Source organism: Streptomyces sp. NPDC001889, from assembly GCF_053594535.1.
Map to the genome: position 1 here is coordinate 409,444 of NZ_JBSFER010000001.1, position 21,858 is coordinate 431,301.

A 21,858-nucleotide genomic window follows, 5' to 3' on the forward strand; every position below is an offset into this window, starting at 1 on the left:
GCGTGAAGTTCGACGCGCTGATCAACGAGGGCGAGTACTTCCCGCCCTTCTACCTGGACGAGATCCTGCCCAAGCAGCTCAGGACCGGCCGGCTCAAGGAGTGGACGGCCGCGGAACGGCAGGGCCGCCCCACTCCCCGCCAGGGGCTCCGCGATCTCTCCGGCCGCTACTTCGACGTGCGGCTCTCCGTCGGCGGCGAGGCGGACAAGTTCAACGCCATGCCCGACGCGGGGGCACAGGCGCTCCAGGAGGCGGCGACCGACGCGTTGAAGGGGCACGACGGCCCGGACGACCAGCCCGCCTTCCGCCCGGCGGCCGGACCGCGCGTCCACGGCCACACCCCCGAGGGAGTGTGGCGGACGGGCCTGGACGGCTGGCACACGAGCGTCCTCAAGGCCCTCGGCTTCGACCCGCGCCCCGGACACCTCGTCGTGCACGGCGCCGCGGGACCGGTCGCCGTGCCCGTCGCCCACAGCGAGCCGGGCGTCGCGGTGCTGACGGGCGGCTTCGCCGACGACATCGCGGCCACCCGCGGAGACGGTACGGCGAATCTGCTGCCCGCCCCCGTCCGGGTGACCTCCGGCCGGACCTTCACCACGGTCACGGACCTCGCTGCCTGGCTGCTCGCCTCCGACGACGGCCCGCGGTACGCGCTCCTGCTGTTCGGCGGGGTGATGGTCCTCACCGACCGGGACAACTACTCCCGCGGCCGTCATCTCGCGGTCAGCCTGGAGGTGGCGCTGCCCCGCAAGGGGGTCAAGGGTGCCGCGGCCGGTGAACTCGACGTGATCGCGGCCCTGTTCGGCGCGCAGGCACTGCGCCCCGCCGAGGACGGCGGCGACGACGACATCGCCCGTCTGGTCGCGGAGTCCCGGGACCACTCCGTCGGGGTGACCGCCGAACTGCGCGAGGGCCTGAAGGAATCGGTCCAGCTGATCGCCAACGAGGTCCTGGAACTGGCCGAGAGGCAGGGTGTGGCCCCCGGCGACCTGCCCGTGTGGCTCCCCGGCACGCTCGCCGAGCCGGGTTCGCTCCAGCGGGTGCTCACCAAGGAGTCGCTGCGCTACCTCTACCGCATCCTGTTCCTGCTGTACGCCGAGGCACGCCCCGAACTCGACATCCTGCCGATGCGGAGCGCGGAGTACGCCTCCGGCTACAGCGTGGCCCGGCTGCGCGAGCTGGTCGTCCAGGAGAAGCTGTCCAGCGCCTCCCGTGACCGCCACCACTTCCACGAGTCCCTGGCGCTGCTCTTCGACAAGGTCTTCACCGGACACCCGGTCGCCGTCACGGTCACCTCCCGGGACGCGCCGCCACCCGCCGGCGGCGGGGCCGCCTCACTGTCCGAGGACGACGGCTACGAGGGGGTGCGCATCGAGGCCCTGCGTTCCCGCCTCTTCGACCCCGCCACGATAAAGCTGGTCGACCAGGTCGTCGTCCACCCCGACGACGCCGTCTCCGACGGCCCGGTCCCGGACACGGCCCGGCGTCTCGACCTGCGGCTGCGCAACAAGGTGCTGCACCGTGTGCTGCGCCATCTGACGGTCGTCGAGGGCAGCGGGCGCGGCGGCCGGGGCGGCTTCATCTCGTACAGCAATCTCAGCATCAACCATCTCGGCGCGGTGTACGAGGGGCTGATGTCCTACACCGGGTTCATCGCCGACGAGCCGCTGTACGAGGTCGCCAAGGGCGGCAACCCGAGCGGCGGGTCCTGGCTGATCCGGCCCGCGCAGGTGGCCTCCGGGCGCTATCCGGACGGCCCCGACGACAGTGTCTTCGTCAAGACGGACATCAACCCGCAGACCAATGAGCGGGTGGCGATCCCGCACAAGGTCGGCTCATACGTGTACCGGCTGGCCGGCCGCGACCGCCAGACCAGCGCCTCGTACTACACGCCCGAGTCCCTCACCCAGGCCACCGTGGAGCAGACCCTGCGCTTCCGTCTCGACGAGGACGGCGCGGTCGACCCCAAGGAGCCGGAGAAGGCGTGGGTCAACGCCGCCGACGTGCTGCGGTGGCGGGTGTGCGAACCGGCGCTCGGTTCCGGCGCGTTCCTCAACGAGGCGGTCAACCAGCTCGCCGAGCTGTATCTGCGGCTGGCCCAGCGCGAGCGGGGTGTGGAGATCGACCCCGAGGACTACCAGGCCGAACTGCAGAAGGTGAAGGCGTACATCGCCCTGCACAACGCCTACGGTGTCGACCTCAACGAGACGGCCGTCGAGCTGGCCGAGATCTCCCTGTGGCTGAACACCATGTACCGCGGCATGAAGGCTCCCTGGTACGGCCTCCACCTCCACCCGGGCAACTCTCTGATCGGCGCGGCCCGCAAGGTCTATCCGGGCAACAGCCTCAAGGACGGCGGCTGGCTGACCGGGAAGGCCCCGCAGAAGCCGAGGCATGTCCCGCTGGGCGAGAAGCTCAAGGCACGGGAGGTGCACCAGTTCCTGCTGCCCGCCATGGGGTGGGGCTCCATCGGGGAGAAGGTGTCCGTCCGGACACTGGGGAAGGGGACCCCGGACGAGACGGTGAAGGCCGTCGTGGACGGCGATGTCGCCGACTGGCTGGAGCCCGCGTTCGTGGAGGCGCTGCGCAAGTGGCGCTCGGCGATGCGGCGCAAACCGAAGGGCGAGCGGGAGAAGCGGGAGGGGACGCGGCCCCGGACCGTCGCCGCCGCGCCCCCGGATCAAGGGGCGTTCGACCTCGGCCCCGGCCTGCAGATCTGGGACCAGCCGGCGCTGACAGCCTCCAGCAGTACGGTCCGCGCCTCCGCCGACGACGACCGGGAGCCGGGCGAGAAGACCCAGACCGGGCGGCTGATGCGGCTCGCCCGGCGGGTGGAGTATCTGTGGGACCTGGTCGTGATGCGGCTGACCCTCTCGGAGCAGGAGATCTCCCGGCAGGTGGACATCTGGGGCGCGTCGGCCCCCGCCAACGACGACACCGGTACGCGCCGCGCGTCGATGGACCGGGACGCCGTCCTGGAGGCGTTGCAGCGCACGGGCACCCCGTACTGGCGGCTCAAGCAGCTCATGGACACCTGGTGCGCGCTCTGGTTCTGGCCGCTGGAGGCGATCGGCCAGCTCGACGGCTCGGACGACGACTACTACCGGTCGAACGGCGAGGACCTGCGGACCCTGCCGAAGGACAGCACCCGCCGCCGGGTCGCCCTCACGTCGCTGGACGACTGGCTGGAGTTCGCCGAGTCGGTCGTCGGCCGGGTGGATGTGGACACCGGGGAGAACGGGCAGGTCTCGCTGCTCTCGTTCGAGGGTGTGAAGAGCCTGGAGCAGCTGGACACGAAGGAGCTGGAGCTCGACGCGAAGATGATCGAGTCGACGGCGTGGGCGCGGCCGTTGGATCTCGGCGACACGTTCCCGTGGTACGAGACGGCGGCGTCGATCGCCCGGGACCGGGGGTTCTTCCACTGGGAGCTGGACTTCGCGCATGTGTTCGCGGAGGGCGGGTTCGATGTGATGGTGGGGAATCCGCCGTGGGTCCGGCAGGAGTGGGACGAGAACGCCGTCCTTGCGGAGATCGAGCCGTGGTTCGTCCTGGGCGGAAAGGATGCCGAGGCCAACCGGGCACGGAACGTGGCCGAGACGCTGAGCAGGCCCAAGCACCGTTCGTTCTATCTGGACGAGCTGGGGACCGTGGCGGGCGTTTCGGAGTTCCTGTCCTCCGTTGATACATATCCGGAGCTGGTGGGGACGCGTCCGGATATGTATCGGGCGTTCATGTTGTTGGGGTGGAGGGCTATTGGCGAGCATGGAACAGCGGGACTGATTCATCCGTCAACGCACCTGACCGGATCGAAGGAAGCGGTGCTGCGCGGAGCCGCCTATCGACATCTTCGGTTTCACGCCGACTTCACCAACGAGTTGCTCATCTTCGCCCATCCGGTGAACAACAGCACTCATTTCAGCCTCAACGTGTACGGCAAGGACAGTGAAATCTCATTCCAGCACATGAGCTGGCTGCTACACCCGAGTGTGCTCGTCAAGTCTCTAAGGCACGACAGGGATGAAGATCCACTACCGGGCGTAAAGCATGAGGGCAAGTGGGATCTCCGACCGCACAAGGATCGAATCATCATGGTGAACCAGTCACGCCTGGCCCAGTGGGGCAAGCTGACTGGAGAGACCGATCCACTCGCCGCTGAACGGACTAAATTGGTCTTCCCGGTCACGCAGGCGGAGGAAGGGGCGCTCGCCACTCTGGCACAGTGGTCGCATCGATTCGGCACACTCAACCCGCGCGTAAGCATCGGCTTTTACGAGACAACAGACCGTAAGGCTGGATACTTCACCTGGACCCCTGGCGCCATTGAAAGCTGGCAGGATCTCATCCTCCAGGGACCCCTGATCAATATCGCCACGCCCTATCATAAACAGCCACCCGAGGGCGGCTCCAAGAGCATGCGCGATTATGAGCCATGGGACCATATGAACTTGGCGATCGATGCAATCCCTCGGACGAACTACCACCCTGCGGGCGAGCGTTCAAGGTTTGTTGCCGCACAGGATCGGTGGGTAGATTACGACCGACTCTCACAGCTCTGGGGTAATCCGGCAGCAGTTGCCGCTGCAGAGACGAGCGTCAAGGGCGCCGATCCCGAGAACGAGGAAACGAATCCGAATCTGGCTGTCAACGCATTCCTGCAAGAGGTGAGTTTGCGTCGATGCTCTGAGTTCTACCGTGTGGCATGGCGAGTAATGATCGCCACGAACACGGAGCGAAGCCTCATTCCTGCTCTGCTGCCACCCGGACCGACCCATATCGACCTCGTCAACACTATGGCCCTCGATAGCAACCGGGACACCGTACTGGCCTCCGGAATGCTGTCTGCGCTTGCCAGTGACTACTACTTGCGAGTCAGCAATATTGGCCACCTGCGCGTTGGTGAGGTCTCCAGATTCCCTGCCCCCGCGCCAGGCCACCCCCTGGCCTCCGCCCTCCTCCTCCGCACCCTCCGCCTCAATGCTCAGACCAACGCCTACGCTCCCCTCTGGGAAGAGCTGTACGACCCCGCCTGGCAGCACGACACCTGGGCCGCCGCCAAGAAGTGGCCCAAGAGCACACCCCCGCTCGCAGACGACGTGGGTCCCGCCTGGACTCGCGACACCCCCCTCCGCGCCGAGTTCGCCCGCCGTGCCGCGCTCGTGGAGATCGACGCTCTCGTCGCCGTCTGGCTGGGCATCAGCAAGGACGAGCTGGTGGCGATGTACGACGCCCGTTTCCCCGTACTGACGCAGTACGAGGAGAGCATGTGGTTCGACGCGGAGGGGCGCCGGATCGCGAAGGCGCATCAGCAGCACGGGTACGGTCAGCCGAAGGACGCCTGGAGGACGCTGAGTTCGCACGAGGCGTTCCCGAACGACTACACCCTCCCCGACGGGTACACCGGTCCTCTCTACCGGGCCGACCGCAAGGCGGAGATGCGCGCCGCTCATGACGAGTTCAGCCGTCGGATGCGCGAGGCCGGCTGGGAACCCGGCGACACGGAGCCGCCGGAGGACACGGCCGCCTGAGCCGTACCCGTACACAGGAGAGCCCTGCCGTCCGTCATGGACCGGCAGGGCTCTCCCGTATCGACAACTGTCAGACGTGCCGCTCCGACGAGGCGAGCCCGACGAAGCCCGCCCATGCCTCGCGCGACATCTGGAGGACCGGCCCGGCCAGCACTTTGGAGTCACGGACGTGGACCGCTCCCCCACCGGCCGCCACCTCCAGGCACTGACCGCCTTCGGTTCCGCTGTAGCTGCTCTTGAACCAGGCGAGGTTGGACGCGGCAGCGGACTCAGCGTTGTTCATAGCTCTCCCAGCAACCTCTCGATGAACTTCAGTGACTCTCGCGGGGTGAGAGCCTGTGAGCGGATAATCCCATAGCGGGCGGCGGCAAGAGCCGCCTGCTCGGGATCGGTCTCCAGCGAACTGGTCACCTGCGCCTCCACGTACAGGAATCTCTTGCCATCCCTACGCGTGACAACAGTGAACGGGCCGTTCACACCGGCGTTGTCCTCACAGTCGGTCGGCATGACCTGAATCTCGACATTGCCCCTCCGGCCGATCAGAAGAAGATGCTCCAACTGTCCGCGCAGGACTCCCGATCCGCCGTACCGATGCCGCAACACCGACTCGTCCATCACAAAGCTCAAAAGCGGTGCAGGGCGCCGATCGAAGATGTCCTGCCGAGCGAGTCGTGCGGTCACGCGCTGCTCTGTGGTTTCCAGGTCCAGAGGCGGACGCCGCATCCCCAGCAGTGCCCGCATGTACTCCTCGGTCTGGAGCAGCCCGTTGACCACCAATGTGTCGTACATCAGCAGCTCCATCGCCTGTTTCTCCAGCTGGGCCATCCCCTGGAAGAACACCGGGTACTGCGCCCGCTCCACTTGCTCCTTCCACACCGTCAGCAGGCCACCCGCCCCCAGTACTTCATCGGCCCGGTCGATCGCCCGGGGCGGCGGGATGCGGCGCCCCTGTTCGAACGAGGCGATGCTCGACGCCGAGTAGCCCAGCAGTCGGCCCAGTTCCTCACGCTCCAGACCCTCCCGTACCCGCAGGGTCTTCATGCTCTGGCCGAATGCCACGGCCACACCCTGACCGGACTTGTCCACCGCCCGCCCAGCACGGCCTCCGTCGCCGGCGGATCCGGCACCGCCCGCGACGTCGCCCCCTCCATCACTCCCGCCCTCGTCGTCGCGCTCGACCGGAGTCGTCCCGCTGTCCGTCATCACGCCACCTCCTCCCCGGATCAACGTCCGGCCCCGGGCACCGTCACGCCGCGCCCCGCGTACAAACACCGGCCTCACGCGTACAAATCCACCACGTCGGTGCGTCACCTCTGGTCACGCTATGCGACCGCGAGGACGTTGGTGACCATGACGAGCAACCCCCACCATCACGGCCGAACCACACTCCCCATCAGCACCTCCCACCACTTGATCACCACGGTCGATCCGTACGAGCCCGACTTCGTCATGCGTTTCACCTCCACCCTCCGGGGTTCCCGGCTGGCCCGGCGGCTGGTCGCGGACCGGCTGGACGAGTGGGGTGTCCCGTACGGCACCGCGGCGCACGACGATCTGGTGCTGATCACCGCCGAGCTGAGCACCAACGCCGTCCGGCACGGCCATGTCCCCGGGCGGGACTTCCACCTCCGGCTGCGGGTGGTCACCGCACCGGTCGCCCCCGCGTCGCTCTCTCCCGGGTCGGGACCCACCGGGCGGACCGCCCGGATCGAGGTCACCGACACCCGCGCCGAACGGATGCCTCCCCACCCGGGCACCCTGCGGAACCCCGGGAACCCCGAGGAGTCGGGGGACCCCGGGGACGAGGAGGGCGGTCGCGGGCTGCTCCTCGTCTCACTGCTCGCCGCCCGCTGGGGCTGGCACCCGTGCCCCGGGGGGCCGGGCAAGACGGTGTGGGCGGAGTACCCGCTGCCCGGCCCGGCGCCGTCCTGAGCCCGGGCTTCCGGGCCGATCACGGTGAAGGGGGCGGCACTGTCGGTGCCGCCTCGTAGAGTGGAGCGTGATCGATCCCGATCGTCCCTGTTCCGCCGTGGGGCCGGTCGGATCGGACACCGCTCATGGGACGACAACGGGAGACGGGGGCCAGGGGACGCCATGCGACCCACACTCGCCGCGCAGACACTGCGCGACACCACGGTCGAGTATCTGACGACGACCTTCGCGCTGGCCGAGCCCGACACCCAGGACGCCCTGGAGGACTTCCTCACCGACCCGGCGGACGGGCTCTTCCGCGGTCCCTATCTGCGCGTCCGGCGCCCCTTCCGGCCCGCGGCGGACGGCTGGGAGCGCCATCTGGACTGGTACCCGGCCGGTTTCCCGGCGCCCTACGCCCACCAGGCGGCGGCGTTCGCGAGACTGAACAGCAAGGACGGTCACCGGCCGGAGCCGACGCTGGTGACCACGGGCACCGGCTCCGGAAAGACGGAGTCCTTCCTCATCCCCGTACTCGACCACTGCCGGCGGGAGCGGGCGGCCGGGCGGGCCGGGATCAAGGCCGTTCTGCTGTATCCGATGAACGCCCTCGCCGGTGACCAGGCGGACCGTCTCGGCGATCTGCTCGACAGGGACGACCGGCTGCGGGAGGTCACTGCGGGCCTGTACATCGGCGAGGCGTCCGCGCAGGGGTCGACGCCGTACGGCCGGGTGATGGTGGACCGGGCCGAGATCCGGCGGAACCCCCCGGACATCCTGATCACCAACTACAAGATGCTCGATCTGCTGCTCCAGCGGCAGCAGGACGCGCCCCTGTGGCTGGACGCCGATCCGGCGTACATCGTCATCGACGAGTTCCACACCTACGACGGGGCGCAGGGCACCGACGTGGCGATGCTGCTGCGCAGGCTCGCCGCCGTCGTCGGGGCGGCCGAGGAGACCAGGCCGCTGGGGAAGGTCTGCCCGGTGGCGACATCGGCGACGCTCGGCTCGGGTGGGGCGGGGGGCGGGCCGCGGGCCATGCTCGATGTGGCCTCCCAGGTGTTCGGGGTGCGCTTCCCCGACGACGCCGTGATCGGGGAGGAGCGGCGGGAAGCCGAGGAGTTCCTCTCCCCCGTCGACCACTCGCTGCCCCTGCCGTCCCCCGCCGAGCTGGCGGGGCTGCCGGACCCGGCGGCGACGCCCGGCGGCCTGGACGCCGTGGCGCGCGCCACCGTCGGCTGCGACACGGGCGACCCTCGCGAGCTGGGGCGGCGGCTGCTGGCCCACCCGCTCACCCACGCCCTGCTGCGGGCGAAGGACGCCCCGCTGACCGCCGTGGAGGCCCTGGAGTCGTTCCCCGACTCCTCGGCCTGGCGGTCCGCGGCCGTGCGCGAGCCGGCCGAGGCCGCCACGGCGCTGGCCCGTTTCGTCGCGCTGATCTCCGTGGCCCGCGACCCGGTACCCGCCCCCGACGGCCGGGAACGCCCCCTGCTCCTGGTGGAGACCCATCTGTGGCTGCGGGCGCTCTCCCGCGTCCTGCGGTTCGTCGCGCCCCGGCCGGTCTTCTCCTGGTCGGACGGGGATCAGGCGGCGCTCGCCGAACAGCGGGGCGCGGAGGCCGGGCGGATGTCGGTCGCCCTGGCCGCGCAGGCGGAGCGGCGCCGGCGGGTGCGGGGCTCCGGGCGGCTGCCGGCGGCGTACTGCCGGGACTGCGGGCGTTCCGGATGGGCGGCGATCTGCCCCGACCGTGACCCGCAGAGTCTGGAGCACACGCCTGAGCTGATCTACCGGGCCGCCGTGACGGGCGGTGCCGCCAAGGGGCGGGTACGGGCGATGATCGCCGCCACCCCGGCGGAGGCGGCCGAGCAGGCGCGGGCGCTGCTGGCCCGCCGGGCGGCCAGGCGCGCCCGGCGGGGCGCCGCCCATGACGCCAGCCTGCTGGTGCTGGAGGACAACGGCCGGAATCTGCGCCGGCTGGACCCGGACGAGGTCCTGCCGGAGGGGGACGGCGGTCCGGTCGCCCCCGCGCCGGAGAACGGCGTCTATGTGTGGGTGTGGTTCGACAACCAGGAGCAGGGCGAGTACGCCAAGGAGGACCGCTGCCCCGCCTGCGGGCAGGCCCAGGGCATCCGCTTCCTCGGCGCCGGTGTCGCGCCGCTCGCCTCCGTCGTCGTCACCCAGCTCTTCACCGGTGGCGAACTGCCGCGACAGGACGAACAGAAGCGGGACCGCCGCAGAACACTGATCTTCAACGACTCGGTGCAGGACGCGGCGCACCGGGCGGGTTTCGTGGCCAGCCGTTCCTGGAAGTTCTCGCTGCGCTCTCTCATCCACGACCAGCTCAGGGAACGGGCCGGTGCGGAAGGCGAGTTCGCGGCCGACGGCGTACCGCTCAACGAACTGATCTCCTCCCTGGTGACCAGGGCCGCCGCGGACGAGGACCGGCTGCTCGCCTCCGTCGTACCGCCCGATCTGCACGACATCGACCGGGTGAGCCGTCTGCTGGCCGGGAAGAAGCGGATTCCCCGGCCGACCTGGAAACTGGTCGGTGAGCGCCTCGCGTTCAACACCCTGCTGGAATTCGGTCTGCACTCCCGGCTGGGCAGGACCCTGGAGCTGACCCGCACGGTCGCGGCCGAGGTGTATCTGCCCGACCCCGATCGGGCGGCGGAGGCGGCGGCATCCCTGTTCCGTGCGAAGTGGGAGGACCAGCTGCCGCTGGAGGACGGTGCCGGGGCGGGCAGGGCCGGCCCGCCCGACGAGGGCCCGGAGCGGCTGCGCTGGTTCGAGGGGTACGTCCGCGGTCTGCTGGAACACATCCGGCGGGTCGGCGGTATCCACCATGTCTGGCTGGACTCCTTCATCGACGAGGAGGGCCGCACCCGCCATCCCGTGACGACGGGCCGCCCCGAGGGCATGCCCGCCTTCGGACGCTTCTCCGAGGCACCGGCGTTCGTGCTGGTGGGTGCCCGCGCGGGACGCACCGATTTCGAACGGGTGGACACCCGCGACAGCTGGTACGTCGACTTCACCCAGCGCTGCCTCGGCCTCGACCGGGAGGCGGCGGGGGCCTATCTGGCGCAGCTCTTCGAGCAGTTGGCCGACGACCGGATCGGAGCACTCGCCCGGCGGCGCACCAACCCCGCCGACAGCATGCAGGGGCACGGTGTGTACGGGCTCACCCCCGGGCATGTGCGGGTACGGCCGCTGGACGACGAGCAGACCCGGCTCGCCGCCCTCACCTGCCGCGAGTGCGGCTGGACCCAGACCGTGCCACCCGAGCGCGCCCCTGTGTGGCAGGGCACGCGCTGCCCGCTCAAGCGCTGCGAAGGAGTACTGGCCCGCCCCTCGGAGGAGGTCGGCGGCCGGGCGGCCCGCGACTACCGCTCCGACTACTACCGGCGCCTGTACCGGGAGGCCGAGCCGTACAGCGTGGTCGCGGCCGAACACACCGGTGTCCTCAAGCGCAAGGAACGCGAGGAGGTGGAGAAGGGCTTCCGGCGCGGACTGAAGCACACCGACCCGAATGTCCTCTCCTGCACCCCGACACTCGAACTCGGCATCGACATCGGCCAGCTGGAAGCGGTGATCCTCGCATCCCTGCCGCCCACCACGGCCGGCTACGTCCAGCGCGTCGGCCGGGCCGGCCGCGCCACAGGCAACGCGTTCATGGTCTCCCTGGCCGACACCAGCCCCCGCGCGCTCTACCATCTCGCCGAGCCCCGGTACCTCATCGCGGGACCGATCCTGCCGCCCGGCTGCTTCCTGTCCGCGGGGGAGCTGCTGTCCCGCCAGTACACCGCGTATCTGATCGACCGCGCGGCCCGGGGCTCGCTCGGGGGCCTGCCGCCCCTGCCCGACCGGGTCACCCAGCTGATGGGCCGCAATGGCTGGCTGGGGCGGTTCGGCGAGACCGCCCTCGCCCACGCCCACCTCGTCGAGGACTTTCTGCGGCTGTTCCCCGCCATCGACGGAGTACCCGATTCCGGGGTCTCCCGCGATGCCCGGGCCACCCTGCGCCGGCATGCGCGGGAAGGGCTCGCCGACGGCCTGCGCGCCGCCGAGGAGGCGTGGGAGGAGGAGCGCGCCGAACTCGCCCGCCGCCGCTTCATGATCAACGAGGCGGCCGAATCGCTCCAGGAGACGGTGGAGGACGAGGCCCGGGAGAAGCGTGGTCTGGTCCGGGAGGCCGCCGGTGTCGCGGCGCGGCTCCAGGAGCTGGCCCAGGCCGGCGCCCAGGGCTTCCTCGTCGAGCACGGGCTGCTGCCCAACTACAGCCTGGTCGAGGACGGGGTGCGGCTGGAGGCCATGCTCAGCCACAAGGAACCGCCGCCCAAGGCGCGCAAGGGCGGGGCCGCGGCCGATGACGCCGACGCCCCCAAGGCGCGCTGGCGGACCGAGCCGCGCGTCTACGAACGGCCCGCCGAGTCCGCGCTCACCGAACTCGCCCCGGGCAACTCCTACTACGTACGCGGCTACCGGCACGTCGTGGACGGCTTCGACCTCGGTCCCGAGCGCCGGGACGCGCCCGGCACCCCCGTCGGTCTGCGGACCTGGCGGGTCTGCAAGGAGTGCGGTCATGTCCGCACCGGCGAAAGCGCCGAACAGGACACCTCGCCCTGCCCCCGCTGCGGCGGACCCGGTATCGGCGGGCGCACCGCACTGCACCGGGTCATCGTCGTCCGCAAGGTCACCGCCCACGACAAGCGGGACGACGCGCGGATCGTCGACGACCGCGAGAGCCGCACCAGTACGGCGTACACCATCGCCACCGCCGTCGATGTCGCCCCGGCCGACATCAAGGACACCTGGCGGCACCAGCGGACCACCTTCGGCGTGGACCATGTCCGTGAGGCCGTCATCCGCCGCTTCAACCTGGGCAAGGCCCGGCACGGACGGCGCCCCGACACCTTCTTCGCGGGCCAGGAGAAGGTCATCACCGGCTTCACCGCCTGCCCGCACTGCGGCGGCGCCACGGACCGCGAGCCGGGCCACGGACCGACGCAGGAATCGATCAGCCAGTCCCTGCTGGGCCGGGGCGAACTGGCCCACCACCGGCCCTGGTGCCCGGTCCGGCGACGTGACAAGCAGGCCAGGCCGGAGGATGTCCAGGTCATCACCGCGACCGAACACCGCACGGAGGCCCTGCGCATCCTGCTGCCCGCCGCCACCCTGAACGTGCCCGAACGCCTCGCCTCCTTCTCCGCCGCACTCCATCTCGGCCTGGCCCTGCGCTATGGCGGCGACCCCGCGCACATCCGCTCCGCCGCCGCCACCGAGCCCGACCGCGACACCGGGCTCACCCGCAACTACCTGGTGCTGTACGACGCCCTGCCCGGCGGAACCGGCTATCTCCAGCGGCTGGTCGACCGCGAGGGAGAGGAATTCCGCGCCGTCCTCGCGGCGGCGCAGGAGCGGCTGCGGGAGTGCCCCTGCGAGGACGGGCCTCGCCGCGCCTGCCACCTCTGTCTGCTGCCGTACGCGCCCGAACGGGACTACAAGGACGTCGAACGGCGGGAAGCCCTGTGGATGCTCGACGGTCTGCTCGGCACCGACGGCCACAGCGGCTGGGACGTCCGCAAGGAGGCCCCCGACGCCGTACTGCGCTTCGCCGACCAGGCGGAGAGTGATCTGGAACGGCGCTTCGTCGAATGCCTCGACCGCTGGCTCGCCGCCCCGGGCAACGCCGTCGCGGCGGAACACGCCGAGACGCCCACCGGCAGGCAGGGCAAGCGGTTCGTCCTCGGCCGTCCGGGCGGGACGCCGGTGCGCTGGGAGGTCGTCGCGCAGAAAGATCTGGACGGCTATCGCACCCGGCCCGATCTGCTGTTCCGTCCGGTCGCCGGGGACACCGCCGGTGACGGGGCGCCGCCGCTGCCGATCGCCGTCTACCTCGACGGCTACCGCTGGCATGCCTCGTCCCGGACCAACCGGATCGCCTCCGACGCGGCCAAGCGGGCCCGGCTGCGCGCGGACGGGATACTCGTCTGGCAGATCACCTGGGACGATGTGGCCGCCTGGGACCGGGCGCTGAAGGAAACGCCGGCGCCGGGAGCGGACGCGGCGGCCGACCCGCTCGCCGCCGTCATAGCGGGACCCGCGGCCGACGCGGCCTGGCCGCCGTACGACGTGGCGGGCGAGTCGGGCCCCGGGGCCATGGTGCGCAAGCAGTGGGCACAGCTGAGGCGCGATCCGGCGGAGGTGGACGCCCTGCTGTACGAAGGGGCCGTTCCCTCCCTGCTCGGGTTTCTGCGCGACCCGCGGCCGGAGAAGTGGCAGCGGCTGGCGCAGCTCGCCGTGAGCGCGCCCGCCGCGCTGCGCCGGGGCGAACTCGTCGACGCCGACACCTCCTCCGCCATCGGCTGGATCGAGGCCGCCGTACGCGACGAGGCACTGCCGCGTGTAGCGGGGCAGGGTGTCAAGCTGATGCGCTACCAGGACGGCTCCGGGCTGCCGCTGGTCCTCGCCGGTGTCCGGCGGGCCGACGGCAAGGGCTTCCGGTGGAATGCCCTCGCCGTACTCGACGACCGCGCCGAGGCCGTCGAGGGCGACCGGCCCGACCACAGGCGCCGGTGGAAGGCGTGGCTGTGCTGGGGCAACATCATCCAGTTCCTCGACCCCGCGGGCTCCGGCCGGGCCGACGGACTCGCCCTGGCCCGCACCGCGCTCGACGGCTTCGACGCCGCCCTCCTCGCCGCCACCGCCGGTCCGGCCGGCGGGCTGCTGGCCGCACTGCGCGACGAGGTGCCGGGCACGGGATTCCTTCCCCCGGCGGACGACCCCGACGGAGCGGCCGGCGAAGAGGCCCCGGTCCAGGCACCGCCCGCACCGGCGCCCGTGCCGCAGGGCGGGGAAGGCGGGGTCGCGGCGCTCCGGCCGGACGAGGGCATGACCCCCCTGGAGCGGACCGCCTGGCAGGCGGTCCTGCGGGAATTGTCGAAGTGGGGCGACCCGGACGTCGCGGAGTTCGCCGGACGGCTCGCCGCCGGTGGCCGGGTACCGGCCGGTCAGGCGGGCTGGGACGTCGACGGGGTGCCGCGCACCGTCGAACTCGCCTGGCCCGACGGCAGGATCGGCGTGGTCCTGGCCGAGGACGCCGAGGACCCGGAGTACATGGCACGGTGTGCCGCCGCCGGCTGGCAGGTCCGCGCACCGCACGGCTGGAATGTCGAGGAACTCGCCCGGCTGCTGGGCGAGAAGGGGGATGTGCGATGAACCATGGGGCAGGACGGCCCGCGGGACCGGCCAGGACGCGGGTGAGGGCGAGCCTGCAGGCCAACGAGGACATCAGCCGCCGGGGCGGGGCGGTGCGGGACGCGGTCGGCACCTTCGTCCGGCGGCTGCGGGCCGACCGCGCCAACAAAGCGCTGCGGCTCTCCTTCCTCCGCGCCGCGGGCGACAACGGCGACATCTTTCTCGCGCCCGTGGACGCCCACTGCGCCGTTCTGCTGCTCTCCACCGACGGCGGGAACGAGATGCAGCTCCTCGCCGTACGCGACGGAGCCCTCGCCCGTGACGAGCTGACCCGGCTCACCGTGGGCATCAACTCCGTCTCGGGCGCGGTCGAGGTCATCGACCAGCGCGAGGTCGGCGCGAAGGTGATCGCCCTGTCCGAACGGTCGGAGACCGGTGCCACCGGCCCCGCCGCCACGCCCGAGCCCCCGGCCGCGGAAGCGGCGGCCCCCGTTCCCTCCAATCTGCGCACACCGCTCTTCGCCGCCCACGACGACGAGCTGCTCACCCGCCTCGGTGTGGTGCCCTCCCTGCTGCCCGCGATCCGGAGGATCACCACCGAGGAGCAGTTCGACACGCTGCTCACCCACAACCTCCCCGAACTCACCCGGGACGTCCTGATCGCCCTGCGCGACCGGATGGACCCCGCGGACGTGCGCCGGGTCGTCACGGACAAGTGGCGCCCCGAGGGCGAGGACACCATCGACGTCCGCGACTGGGCCCGCGCCGCCCGGCGTGCCGTCTCCCAGGCCGAGACCGACGACGACGCAGTGCTGGGCGCGCTCGGCAGGAGCTTCGACGCCTGGCGGCTCTTCCTCCACCCCGAGCAGCGGCGCCTCGTCGTCGGTGACTTCAAGGGCTCGGCCAAGGTGACCGGCGGCCCCGGCACCGGCAAAACGGTCGTCGCCCTGCACCGGGTCCGCCGGCTGGTCGAGCGGCTTCCGGCAGGACACACCAGGCCGGTACTGCTCACCACCTACAACACCAATCTCGCCCTGGATCTGCGGGAGCGGCTGCGAGATCTGGGCGGCGACGAACTGCTGCACCGGGTCGACGTCAAGTCCGTGGACACCCTCGCCCGCGAGGTCACCCAGGAGTCCCGCACGGAGCTGGGCCGGCCCTTGGACGACGACGCGGCGATGAACCTGTGGCACACCGTGCGCACCGAGACCGGTCTGTTCGAGTACGACGCGGAGTTCCTCGACGCGGAGTTCAAGCATGTCGTCCTCGCGAACCGGTGCGGCTCGTGGGATCTCTACCGGCGCGTCGGCCGCACCGGCCGCCCCCGCATCAGCACCGCCCAGCGCCACGACGTCTGGCAGCTGGTCCAGGCGTATCTGGCCCACCTGGACGCGCCCCCGCGGCGTACGACCTACGCCCTCATCGCCGACCGTGCCGCCGTCCTGGAGCAGCAGCGCATGGCCCGGGTGGAGGAGCAGGCCCGTTACAAGGAGGAGCAGGGGGGCCGCGACCTCATCCACCGGGAGGCCGGCAGCGGTATGAGGCTGACCCCCCGGTACCGGCACATCGTCGTCGACGAGGCGCAGGACCTGTCCGCTTCGCACTGGCGGATGCTGCGCGCCATGGTCCGCAAGGGCCCCAACGACATCTTCCTCGTGGGGGACGCGCACCAGCGCATCTACGGCTCCCGCGTCGTTCTCGGCCACCAGGGCATCGAGATCCGGGGCCGCGCGTCCCGGCGGCTGACGCTCAACTACCGCACCACCCGGCAGATCCTGGGGAGCGCCAACCGCCTTGTCGCGGGAGCCGAATTCGACGACCTGGACACCGGAACCGACACACTCGACGGCTACCGTTCCGTGCTGTCCGGCCTCGCCCCGCAGTTCTGGCGGGCACCGGACCGGGTGACCGAGATGCGCGCGGTGGCCGCTCTCATCCGGGAACGTCACGACGGATACGGCACCCCCTACTCGGCCATGGCCATCGCCGTGCCCGACGGAGCCGCCGCCCAGGAGTTCGCGAACACACTGGCCAGGGACCCGTCCCGCATCCCGGTGGCCCCGCTCGGCAAAGAGGGGGTCCGCTCCGACCTGGACGCCGTGCGCATCGGCACGATGTACCGCTTCAAGGGGCTCGAGTTCCAGCGCGTCTTCCTGACCTCCGTGGGCGAGGGACAGGTGCCCCACCAGCGCATCGAGCAGTACCGGCTCGCCAACCCGGACCGCTACCGACAAGAGGAACAGCGGGCCCGTTCGCTGGTGTTCGTCGCGGCCACCCGCGCCCGGGACGAGCTGGTCGTCACCTGGAGCGGGAGGGCGAGCCGTTTCCTGCCCCAGGACGCCGATGCCACCGCGTTCCGGGCGACGGACCTGCTCGGGCCGGACGGGCCGCCGTCCGGCTCACGGTCGGTGGCGGCAGCCTGACCGGGCGCGCGAAGAGGGAAGAGTCCCTTCTCGACAGCGCTGGTCGATGAGTCGGGGCGGGCGCGGGACGGGACCGCCTCCTGCGCCCGCCCCGACTCCGGTGTCTTTCCACGGCCACCACCCCGGATTCACCTGCGTGGTGCCTTACTCCGAGGCTGATGATCTGTCAGCGACTACGCGACGTCGTAGAACAGTTCGCTTTCGTAGACGCGCTGCGCCGTCGGGCACACCGGCCGGCGAACCCCCGACCGCGGGACCAGCGCGGCGCGACCTCCGCACGTTGGTACCCGACAAAGACTGGCCGCATGGACCGGCAGCGACGGCCTGGAACCCTCAGGCACTGGAACTCACGTGCTGGGATGCCCCTCCAGGGCCGCGCTCATCGAAGCCGGACGGAGCGAAACGCCCCCGGACCGCCCCGCCGTGGTAGCGGCCACTGCTCACCAACCGCGCTTCCACGATGAGTACCAGCCGCTCTCTCGGCCGCTCCCGCCGCATCTCGCAAAGCCGGCCGAGGAATACATCCTTCCGCTCGCTCCTGCTCCGGGTTCGACACCTGAGCAGGGCTCCCAGTAAAAGCCGCATGCCCGGCCGGGTGCTTCGCAGGTTGGCACAGCCGTGACGCTCATTCGACCCTCTGCGGGCCGAGCGTCGTGTCAACAAGGCCTCGGACGGTTCACCGGGCCGTGCGGACCGGTGGGCGCAGCAGGACGGGGAGGGCGAGGACGTCATTGCCGATGAACGACGGCTGCGGGTCCGGTGCGGTCTCCTCGTCGGCGAGGGCGATGTCCGGGAACCGGTCGAAGAGGGCCGGCAGTGCGATGGCGGCCTCCAGTCGGGCGAGCGGGGCGCCGAGGCAGTAGTGGATGCCGTAGCCGAAGGCCAGATGGTCCCGGTCCGCGCGGTCGATCTCGAAGCCGTGCGCGGTGTCGTGGAACGACGGGTCCCGGCCGTGCGCACCGAACCCGATGAGGATGGCCTCCCCGGCCGCTATGGTGACGCCCTCGCCGAGATCGATGTCGCGGATCGCGAACCGCAGCGGAAGATGGACCACCGGTGGATGGAGCCGCAGGGTCTCCTCGATGGCATCGGCCCAGCGGGCGGGCTCGGCCAGGGTCGCGCTCAACTGCTCACGGTGGGTGAGAAGCGCCCGGACGGCGTTTCCGATCAGCGCGATCGTGGTCTGGCTCCCGGCGCCGATCATCAGGACCAGGGTGGAGATCAGCTCCGTCTCGGTGAGCCGGTCCCCCTCATGGGCGGTGAGCAGCAGACTGGTCATGTCGTCGCCGGGCTCCCGGCGTTTCGCCTCGACGAGGCGGTGCATGACGCTGATCAGCCCGCTCGCGACTCCCGCCGACTCCTCCTGGGGGACGTCGGTGGCCAGGATCGCGTCGACGACGGAGAGCATGGCGGGGCGCTGGTCCTCGGGAACGCCGAAGAGATCGCAGATCACACGGGTCGGCACACCGTGCGCGAAGTGGGCCCGCAGATCGACTGCCGCGCCGTTCTCCAGGGACTCCAGGGCCTCCAGGCCGTCCAGGAGGTCGGTGACGGTGGACTCGATCGAGGGCCGCAGCGACTCCATGCGCCGCGGGGTGAAAGCCGGGCCGATCAGCCTCCGTAACCGGGAGTGCTCGGCCCCCTCGGAGGTGGCCATGGAGCGGACGTCGATCCAGGGGGAGAGCCAGGGGACGGCACCCGGCCGGTAGCCGGTCCAGGTGTCACGGGCGTCCCTGGTGACATCGGGATGGGTGACCAGCCGTCTGACGACATCGCCGCGCGTGATGGACCAGGCGATGACGTTCTGGGGCAGCCGGACCCGCGCGGCGGGCCCGGTGGCGCGGAGTTCCTCGATCTGCTCGTACAGCCGGTCACCTCCGTCGCTGTCGAGGACCGGAAGGGAAACCTCGTGGCTGGTGGTCATGAGACACCTCCGGTCACACGGGGGCGGCCCGTCGGCGGGAGCGGCCACGGCGGTGCGCGGCCTCGCTCCCGGGAGCCGGGTCGCGCCGGTGCGTGGATGGATGGACGTCGCGGCGACGGCGGGGAATCGGTACCGCGGATTGTGCTGCGCCCGCCCAGGAGCGTACAGAGGTAAATCAGCCAATTGTCCGGTTCCTGGGCCGACTCGGGATCGCGCGAACGGTTCATGGAGACGGTGTGCGGGGAGCCGCTCCTCGCGGGTCCCCGTGCCGCCGGTGCCAGCGGCAGTGTGCCGGCCCGGCTCCCCGTGCGGGGGGCCGGGCCGGCACGTTTCGCTCCGACGGGCGGTCGGGTGGCGTCTGTTCACGGCACGCCGACCGGAGCGATCCGCGCGGCGGGGCGGGCGCCGGCTCGGGGCGGTGTGCGCCGTCGAGCCGTGCCGTGTCCCGCCGGGGTCAGATGCGGACCCGGGACCCGGGGCTGCCCGTCCCGGTGGCGATGACTCCCTGGTCGGTCAGCTTGACCTTGCCCGTCGCGTCCGCCGTGTTGAGGTACGCGTGGATCGCTCCTTGAGCGTCGACAATGAGGTAGTCGGCGCGTCCGTCGGCGTTGATGTCGGAGAACCGGACCTGGTCCGCCGTCCACCGGGTGGAGCCGGTGGCGATGACACCCTGGTCGGACCACTTGACCTTGCCCGAGGCATCCGCCGTGTTGAGGAGCGCGCGGGTGGCGCCATTGGGCTCCATGACGAGGTAGTCCGCGCGCTGATCCCCGTTGATGTCCGCGAAACGGACCTGGTCCGCCGTCCACTGGGAGGAACCGGTGGCGATATGGCCGCTGTTGGTCCATGTGACCTTGCCCGTGGCGTCCGCCGTGTTGACATAGGCGCGGGTGGCGCCATTGCGTTCCATGACGAGGTAGTCCGCGCGCTGGTCGCCATTGATGTCCGCGAACCGGATCTGATCGGCCGTCCAGTAGGAGGAGCCGGTGGCGATGACACCCTGGTCGGACCACTTGACCTTGCCCGAGGCATCCGCCGTGTTGAGGAGCGCGCGGGTGGCGCCATTGGGCTCCATGACGAGGTAGTCCGCGCGCTGGTCCCCGTTGATGTCCGCGAAACGGACCTGGTCCGCCGTCCACTGCGTGGAGCCGGTGGCGATGACACCCTGGTCGGTCCACAGGACCTTGCCCGTGGCGTCGCCGGAGCTGAGCCAGGCCCGGGTGGCGCCGTTGTCCTCGACGACGAGGTAGTCGGCGCGGCCGTCACCGTTGATGTCCACGTCGTAGTCGCCGAGGGCGCCCGCCGCCTTCGGCGGTGCGGGATTGACGACGACGGTCTCCTTGACCCAGTTCCTCTCGATCAGGGACCGGACGCCTCCGGTGAACGCCGCCGCCATCTTCGTGTAGCCGGCGTTGTTGGGGTGGAGGTTGTCGTTGAGGTCCGCGTGGGTGAGCGCGTCCATGCTGACCTGGACCACCCGCTGCCCCTGGTCCGCGCGTGCCGCGACGATTCCCGGGATCTGCCGGTTGTAGGCATCGACCCGGGCCTGGACCGCGGGGTCGGTCGCCGGGACCAGCGAGGCGAGTACGACCGCCGTGTCCGGGGAGGCGGCGTGGATCTGGGCGAGGAGCCGGCTCAGCCGCTGCGGTGCGGAACTGGTCTGGTGGTCGCGGTTCATGTCGTTGGTGCCGATGTGCAGCAGGACGACATTGGGTTTCGCCGCCGCGAGCCAGGTTTCGATGTTGGCCTGGATCTGGTCGATCCGCCACCCCGAGTGGCCCTCGTGGCGGGTGCCGTCGGGGTCGGTCATGGAGCCCACGAACTCCAGACGGTCCGCGGCGCCCGCCAGGTGCTGGGCGATCTCGGGGCGGTAGCCGGTACGGGTACCGCTGCCCACTCCCAGGGTGATCGAGTCACCCAGCGGCATCACGGCCAGCCTCGGCACCTTGCCGATCCAGTGGTCGCGGTTCGGCTTGGGGTACCAGGGGATCTGGAGCATGTTCCTGAGCCGGTAGGCGGTGAACGCCAGGGCGACGCCGCCCGTGACGAACCGGTGGTAGTCCTGGCCGGCGGTCGCGTGCTCCGTGATGACGCGCCAGTCCTGAATGACCTCTCTGACACTGGTGAGACTCAATCCGGCGGGCATGTCGGTGCGCAGGAAGGCGGCGCGGACCCGGGCGGCGACCCACTCGTTCCTGGCGCCTTCCACGACGGTCGCGATCACTCTGGCGAGGGACTGGCCGGCGATCCTCTGGCTGTCCACGCTCACATGGGTTTCGGTGAGCGCCTGGACGGACCGCACCAGCCCCTCGGGTGCGATGGACTGGTTCCAGACGTTCTCACCGGCCATGGCGGCATAGGCGGACCGGAAAGGCAGCCGGTGTTCGGTCACCTGCCGTCCGAAGACCCTCTGGTGGTCCACGAGTTCCTGCGTCGGAGGGAAGTCGTCCTGGAAACGGAAGAACGTTCCGGCGCCCGAGGGGCTCAGCTGGTAGAAGCCCTGGACATAGAGGTCGGACATCTGGACGACGAGGCTGACCGAGGACGTGGCCGGGGACTGGTCGGAGCGCAGACGGTCGAGGCTGAAGAGGCGGATGCCGGTACGGCGCATCTGCGGATTCGGGACCTGGCCACGGGCCGCCGCGGTGCTGCTGGTGGCCACCGATCCACCGGCCTGGCCGTCGACGGTCTCCTCGCTGCGCTGGGCCGCCCGGCGGATCGCGGTGACGACCCGCGAGTACTCCCTCACGACCTCCCTGGGCGTCTCGGGCGCCGCCGAGGCGGGCTTCGCCTGCACGGTGATCGTGGACACGATGGCCAGAGCGAACGCGAGCAGGCAGCGCACGGCGATGCCGTACGGGAGCGGAGTGCGCGGGGT

9 protein-coding genes are annotated in these 21,858 nt (G+C 70.9%); 5 read left to right on the forward strand and 4 right to left on the reverse strand.

The annotated features are described in order from the left end of the window. The first annotated feature begins 2 nt into the window (after positions 1-2). The gene (locus ACWCRA_RS01850; RefSeq protein ID WP_451066597.1) at positions 3-5,525 is read left to right on the forward strand and encodes an Eco57I restriction-modification methylase domain-containing protein; all 5,523 of its coding nucleotides are present in this window, start codon (positions 3-5) and stop codon (positions 5,523-5,525) included. 70 nt (positions 5,526-5,595) lie between these two features. Here the strand turns inward: ACWCRA_RS01850 and ACWCRA_RS01855 are convergent, their stop codons facing one another. Then, positions 5,596-5,808 carry a DUF397 domain-containing protein gene (locus ACWCRA_RS01855; RefSeq protein ID WP_451066598.1) on the reverse strand — a complete coding sequence of 71 codons (213 nt, stop codon included), beginning with the start codon at positions 5,806-5,808 and terminating at the stop codon, positions 5,596-5,598. Continuing rightward, complete coding sequence (locus tag ACWCRA_RS01860) at positions 5,805-6,728, reverse strand: helix-turn-helix domain-containing protein (protein ID WP_451066626.1); 924 nt, start codon at positions 6,726-6,728, stop codon at positions 5,805-5,807. Before ACWCRA_RS01860 ends, ACWCRA_RS01855 begins: the two co-directional genes overlap by 4 nt. Positions 6,729-6,875: 147 nt before the next feature. Between ACWCRA_RS01860 and ACWCRA_RS01865 the strand changes: the two genes are divergently transcribed. From ACWCRA_RS01865 to ACWCRA_RS01880, 4 genes are all read left to right on the forward strand, one after another. Continuing rightward, entirely contained in the window at positions 6,876-7,457 is a 582-nt protein-coding gene (locus ACWCRA_RS01865) for an ATP-binding protein (RefSeq protein WP_451066599.1), read from the forward strand. A 162-nt stretch (positions 7,458-7,619) separates the two neighbouring features. Then, entirely contained in the window at positions 7,620-14,654 is a 7,035-nt protein-coding gene (locus ACWCRA_RS01870) for a DEAD/DEAH box helicase (RefSeq protein ID WP_451066600.1), read from the forward strand. A gap of 41 nt (positions 14,655-14,695) precedes the next feature. Further along, positions 14,696-17,056, forward strand: a complete 2,361-nt coding sequence (locus ACWCRA_RS01875; RefSeq protein ID WP_451066601.1) for a UvrD-helicase domain-containing protein — start codon at positions 14,696-14,698, stop codon at positions 17,054-17,056. A 351-nt stretch (positions 17,057-17,407) separates the two neighbouring features. Then, positions 17,408-17,632: an RNaseH domain-containing protein gene (locus ACWCRA_RS01880; RefSeq protein ID WP_451066602.1), complete on the forward strand. Its 225-nt coding sequence runs from the start codon at positions 17,408-17,410 to the stop codon at positions 17,630-17,632. Between the two features lie 100 nt (positions 17,633-17,732). Here ACWCRA_RS01880 and ACWCRA_RS01885 read toward each other — a convergent pair whose 3' ends face one another. Both ACWCRA_RS01885 and ACWCRA_RS01890 read right to left on the reverse strand, forming a co-directional pair. Further along, the gene (locus tag ACWCRA_RS01885) at positions 17,733-18,980 is read right to left on the reverse strand and encodes a cytochrome P450 family protein (RefSeq protein WP_451066603.1); all 1,248 of its coding nucleotides are present in this window, start codon (positions 18,978-18,980) and stop codon (positions 17,733-17,735) included. A gap of 454 nt (positions 18,981-19,434) precedes the next feature. Beyond that, a partial coding sequence (locus tag ACWCRA_RS01890; protein WP_451066604.1) for an FG-GAP-like repeat-containing protein occupies positions 19,435-21,858 on the reverse strand: 2,424 nt, incomplete at its 5' end.

What these genes read in the sequence shown, in the direction of transcription:
- ACWCRA_RS01855 (WP_451066598.1), bottom strand. Translation starts at nt 5,808, where the DNA reads ATGAACAACGCTGAGTCCGCTGCCGCGTCCAACCTCGCCTGGTTCAAG.
- ACWCRA_RS01860 (WP_451066626.1), bottom strand. Translation starts at nt 6,728, where the DNA reads ATGACGGACAGCGGGACGACTCCGGTCGAGCGCGACGACGAGGGCGGG.
- ACWCRA_RS01865 (WP_451066599.1), top strand. Translation starts at nt 6,876, where the DNA reads ATGACGAGCAACCCCCACCATCACGGCCGAACCACACTCCCCATCAGC.
- ACWCRA_RS01870 (WP_451066600.1), top strand. Translation starts at nt 7,620, where the DNA reads ATGCGACCCACACTCGCCGCGCAGACACTGCGCGACACCACGGTCGAG.
- ACWCRA_RS01885 (WP_451066603.1), bottom strand. Translation starts at nt 18,980, where the DNA reads ATGACCACCAGCCACGAGGTTTCCCTTCCGGTCCTCGACAGCGACGGA.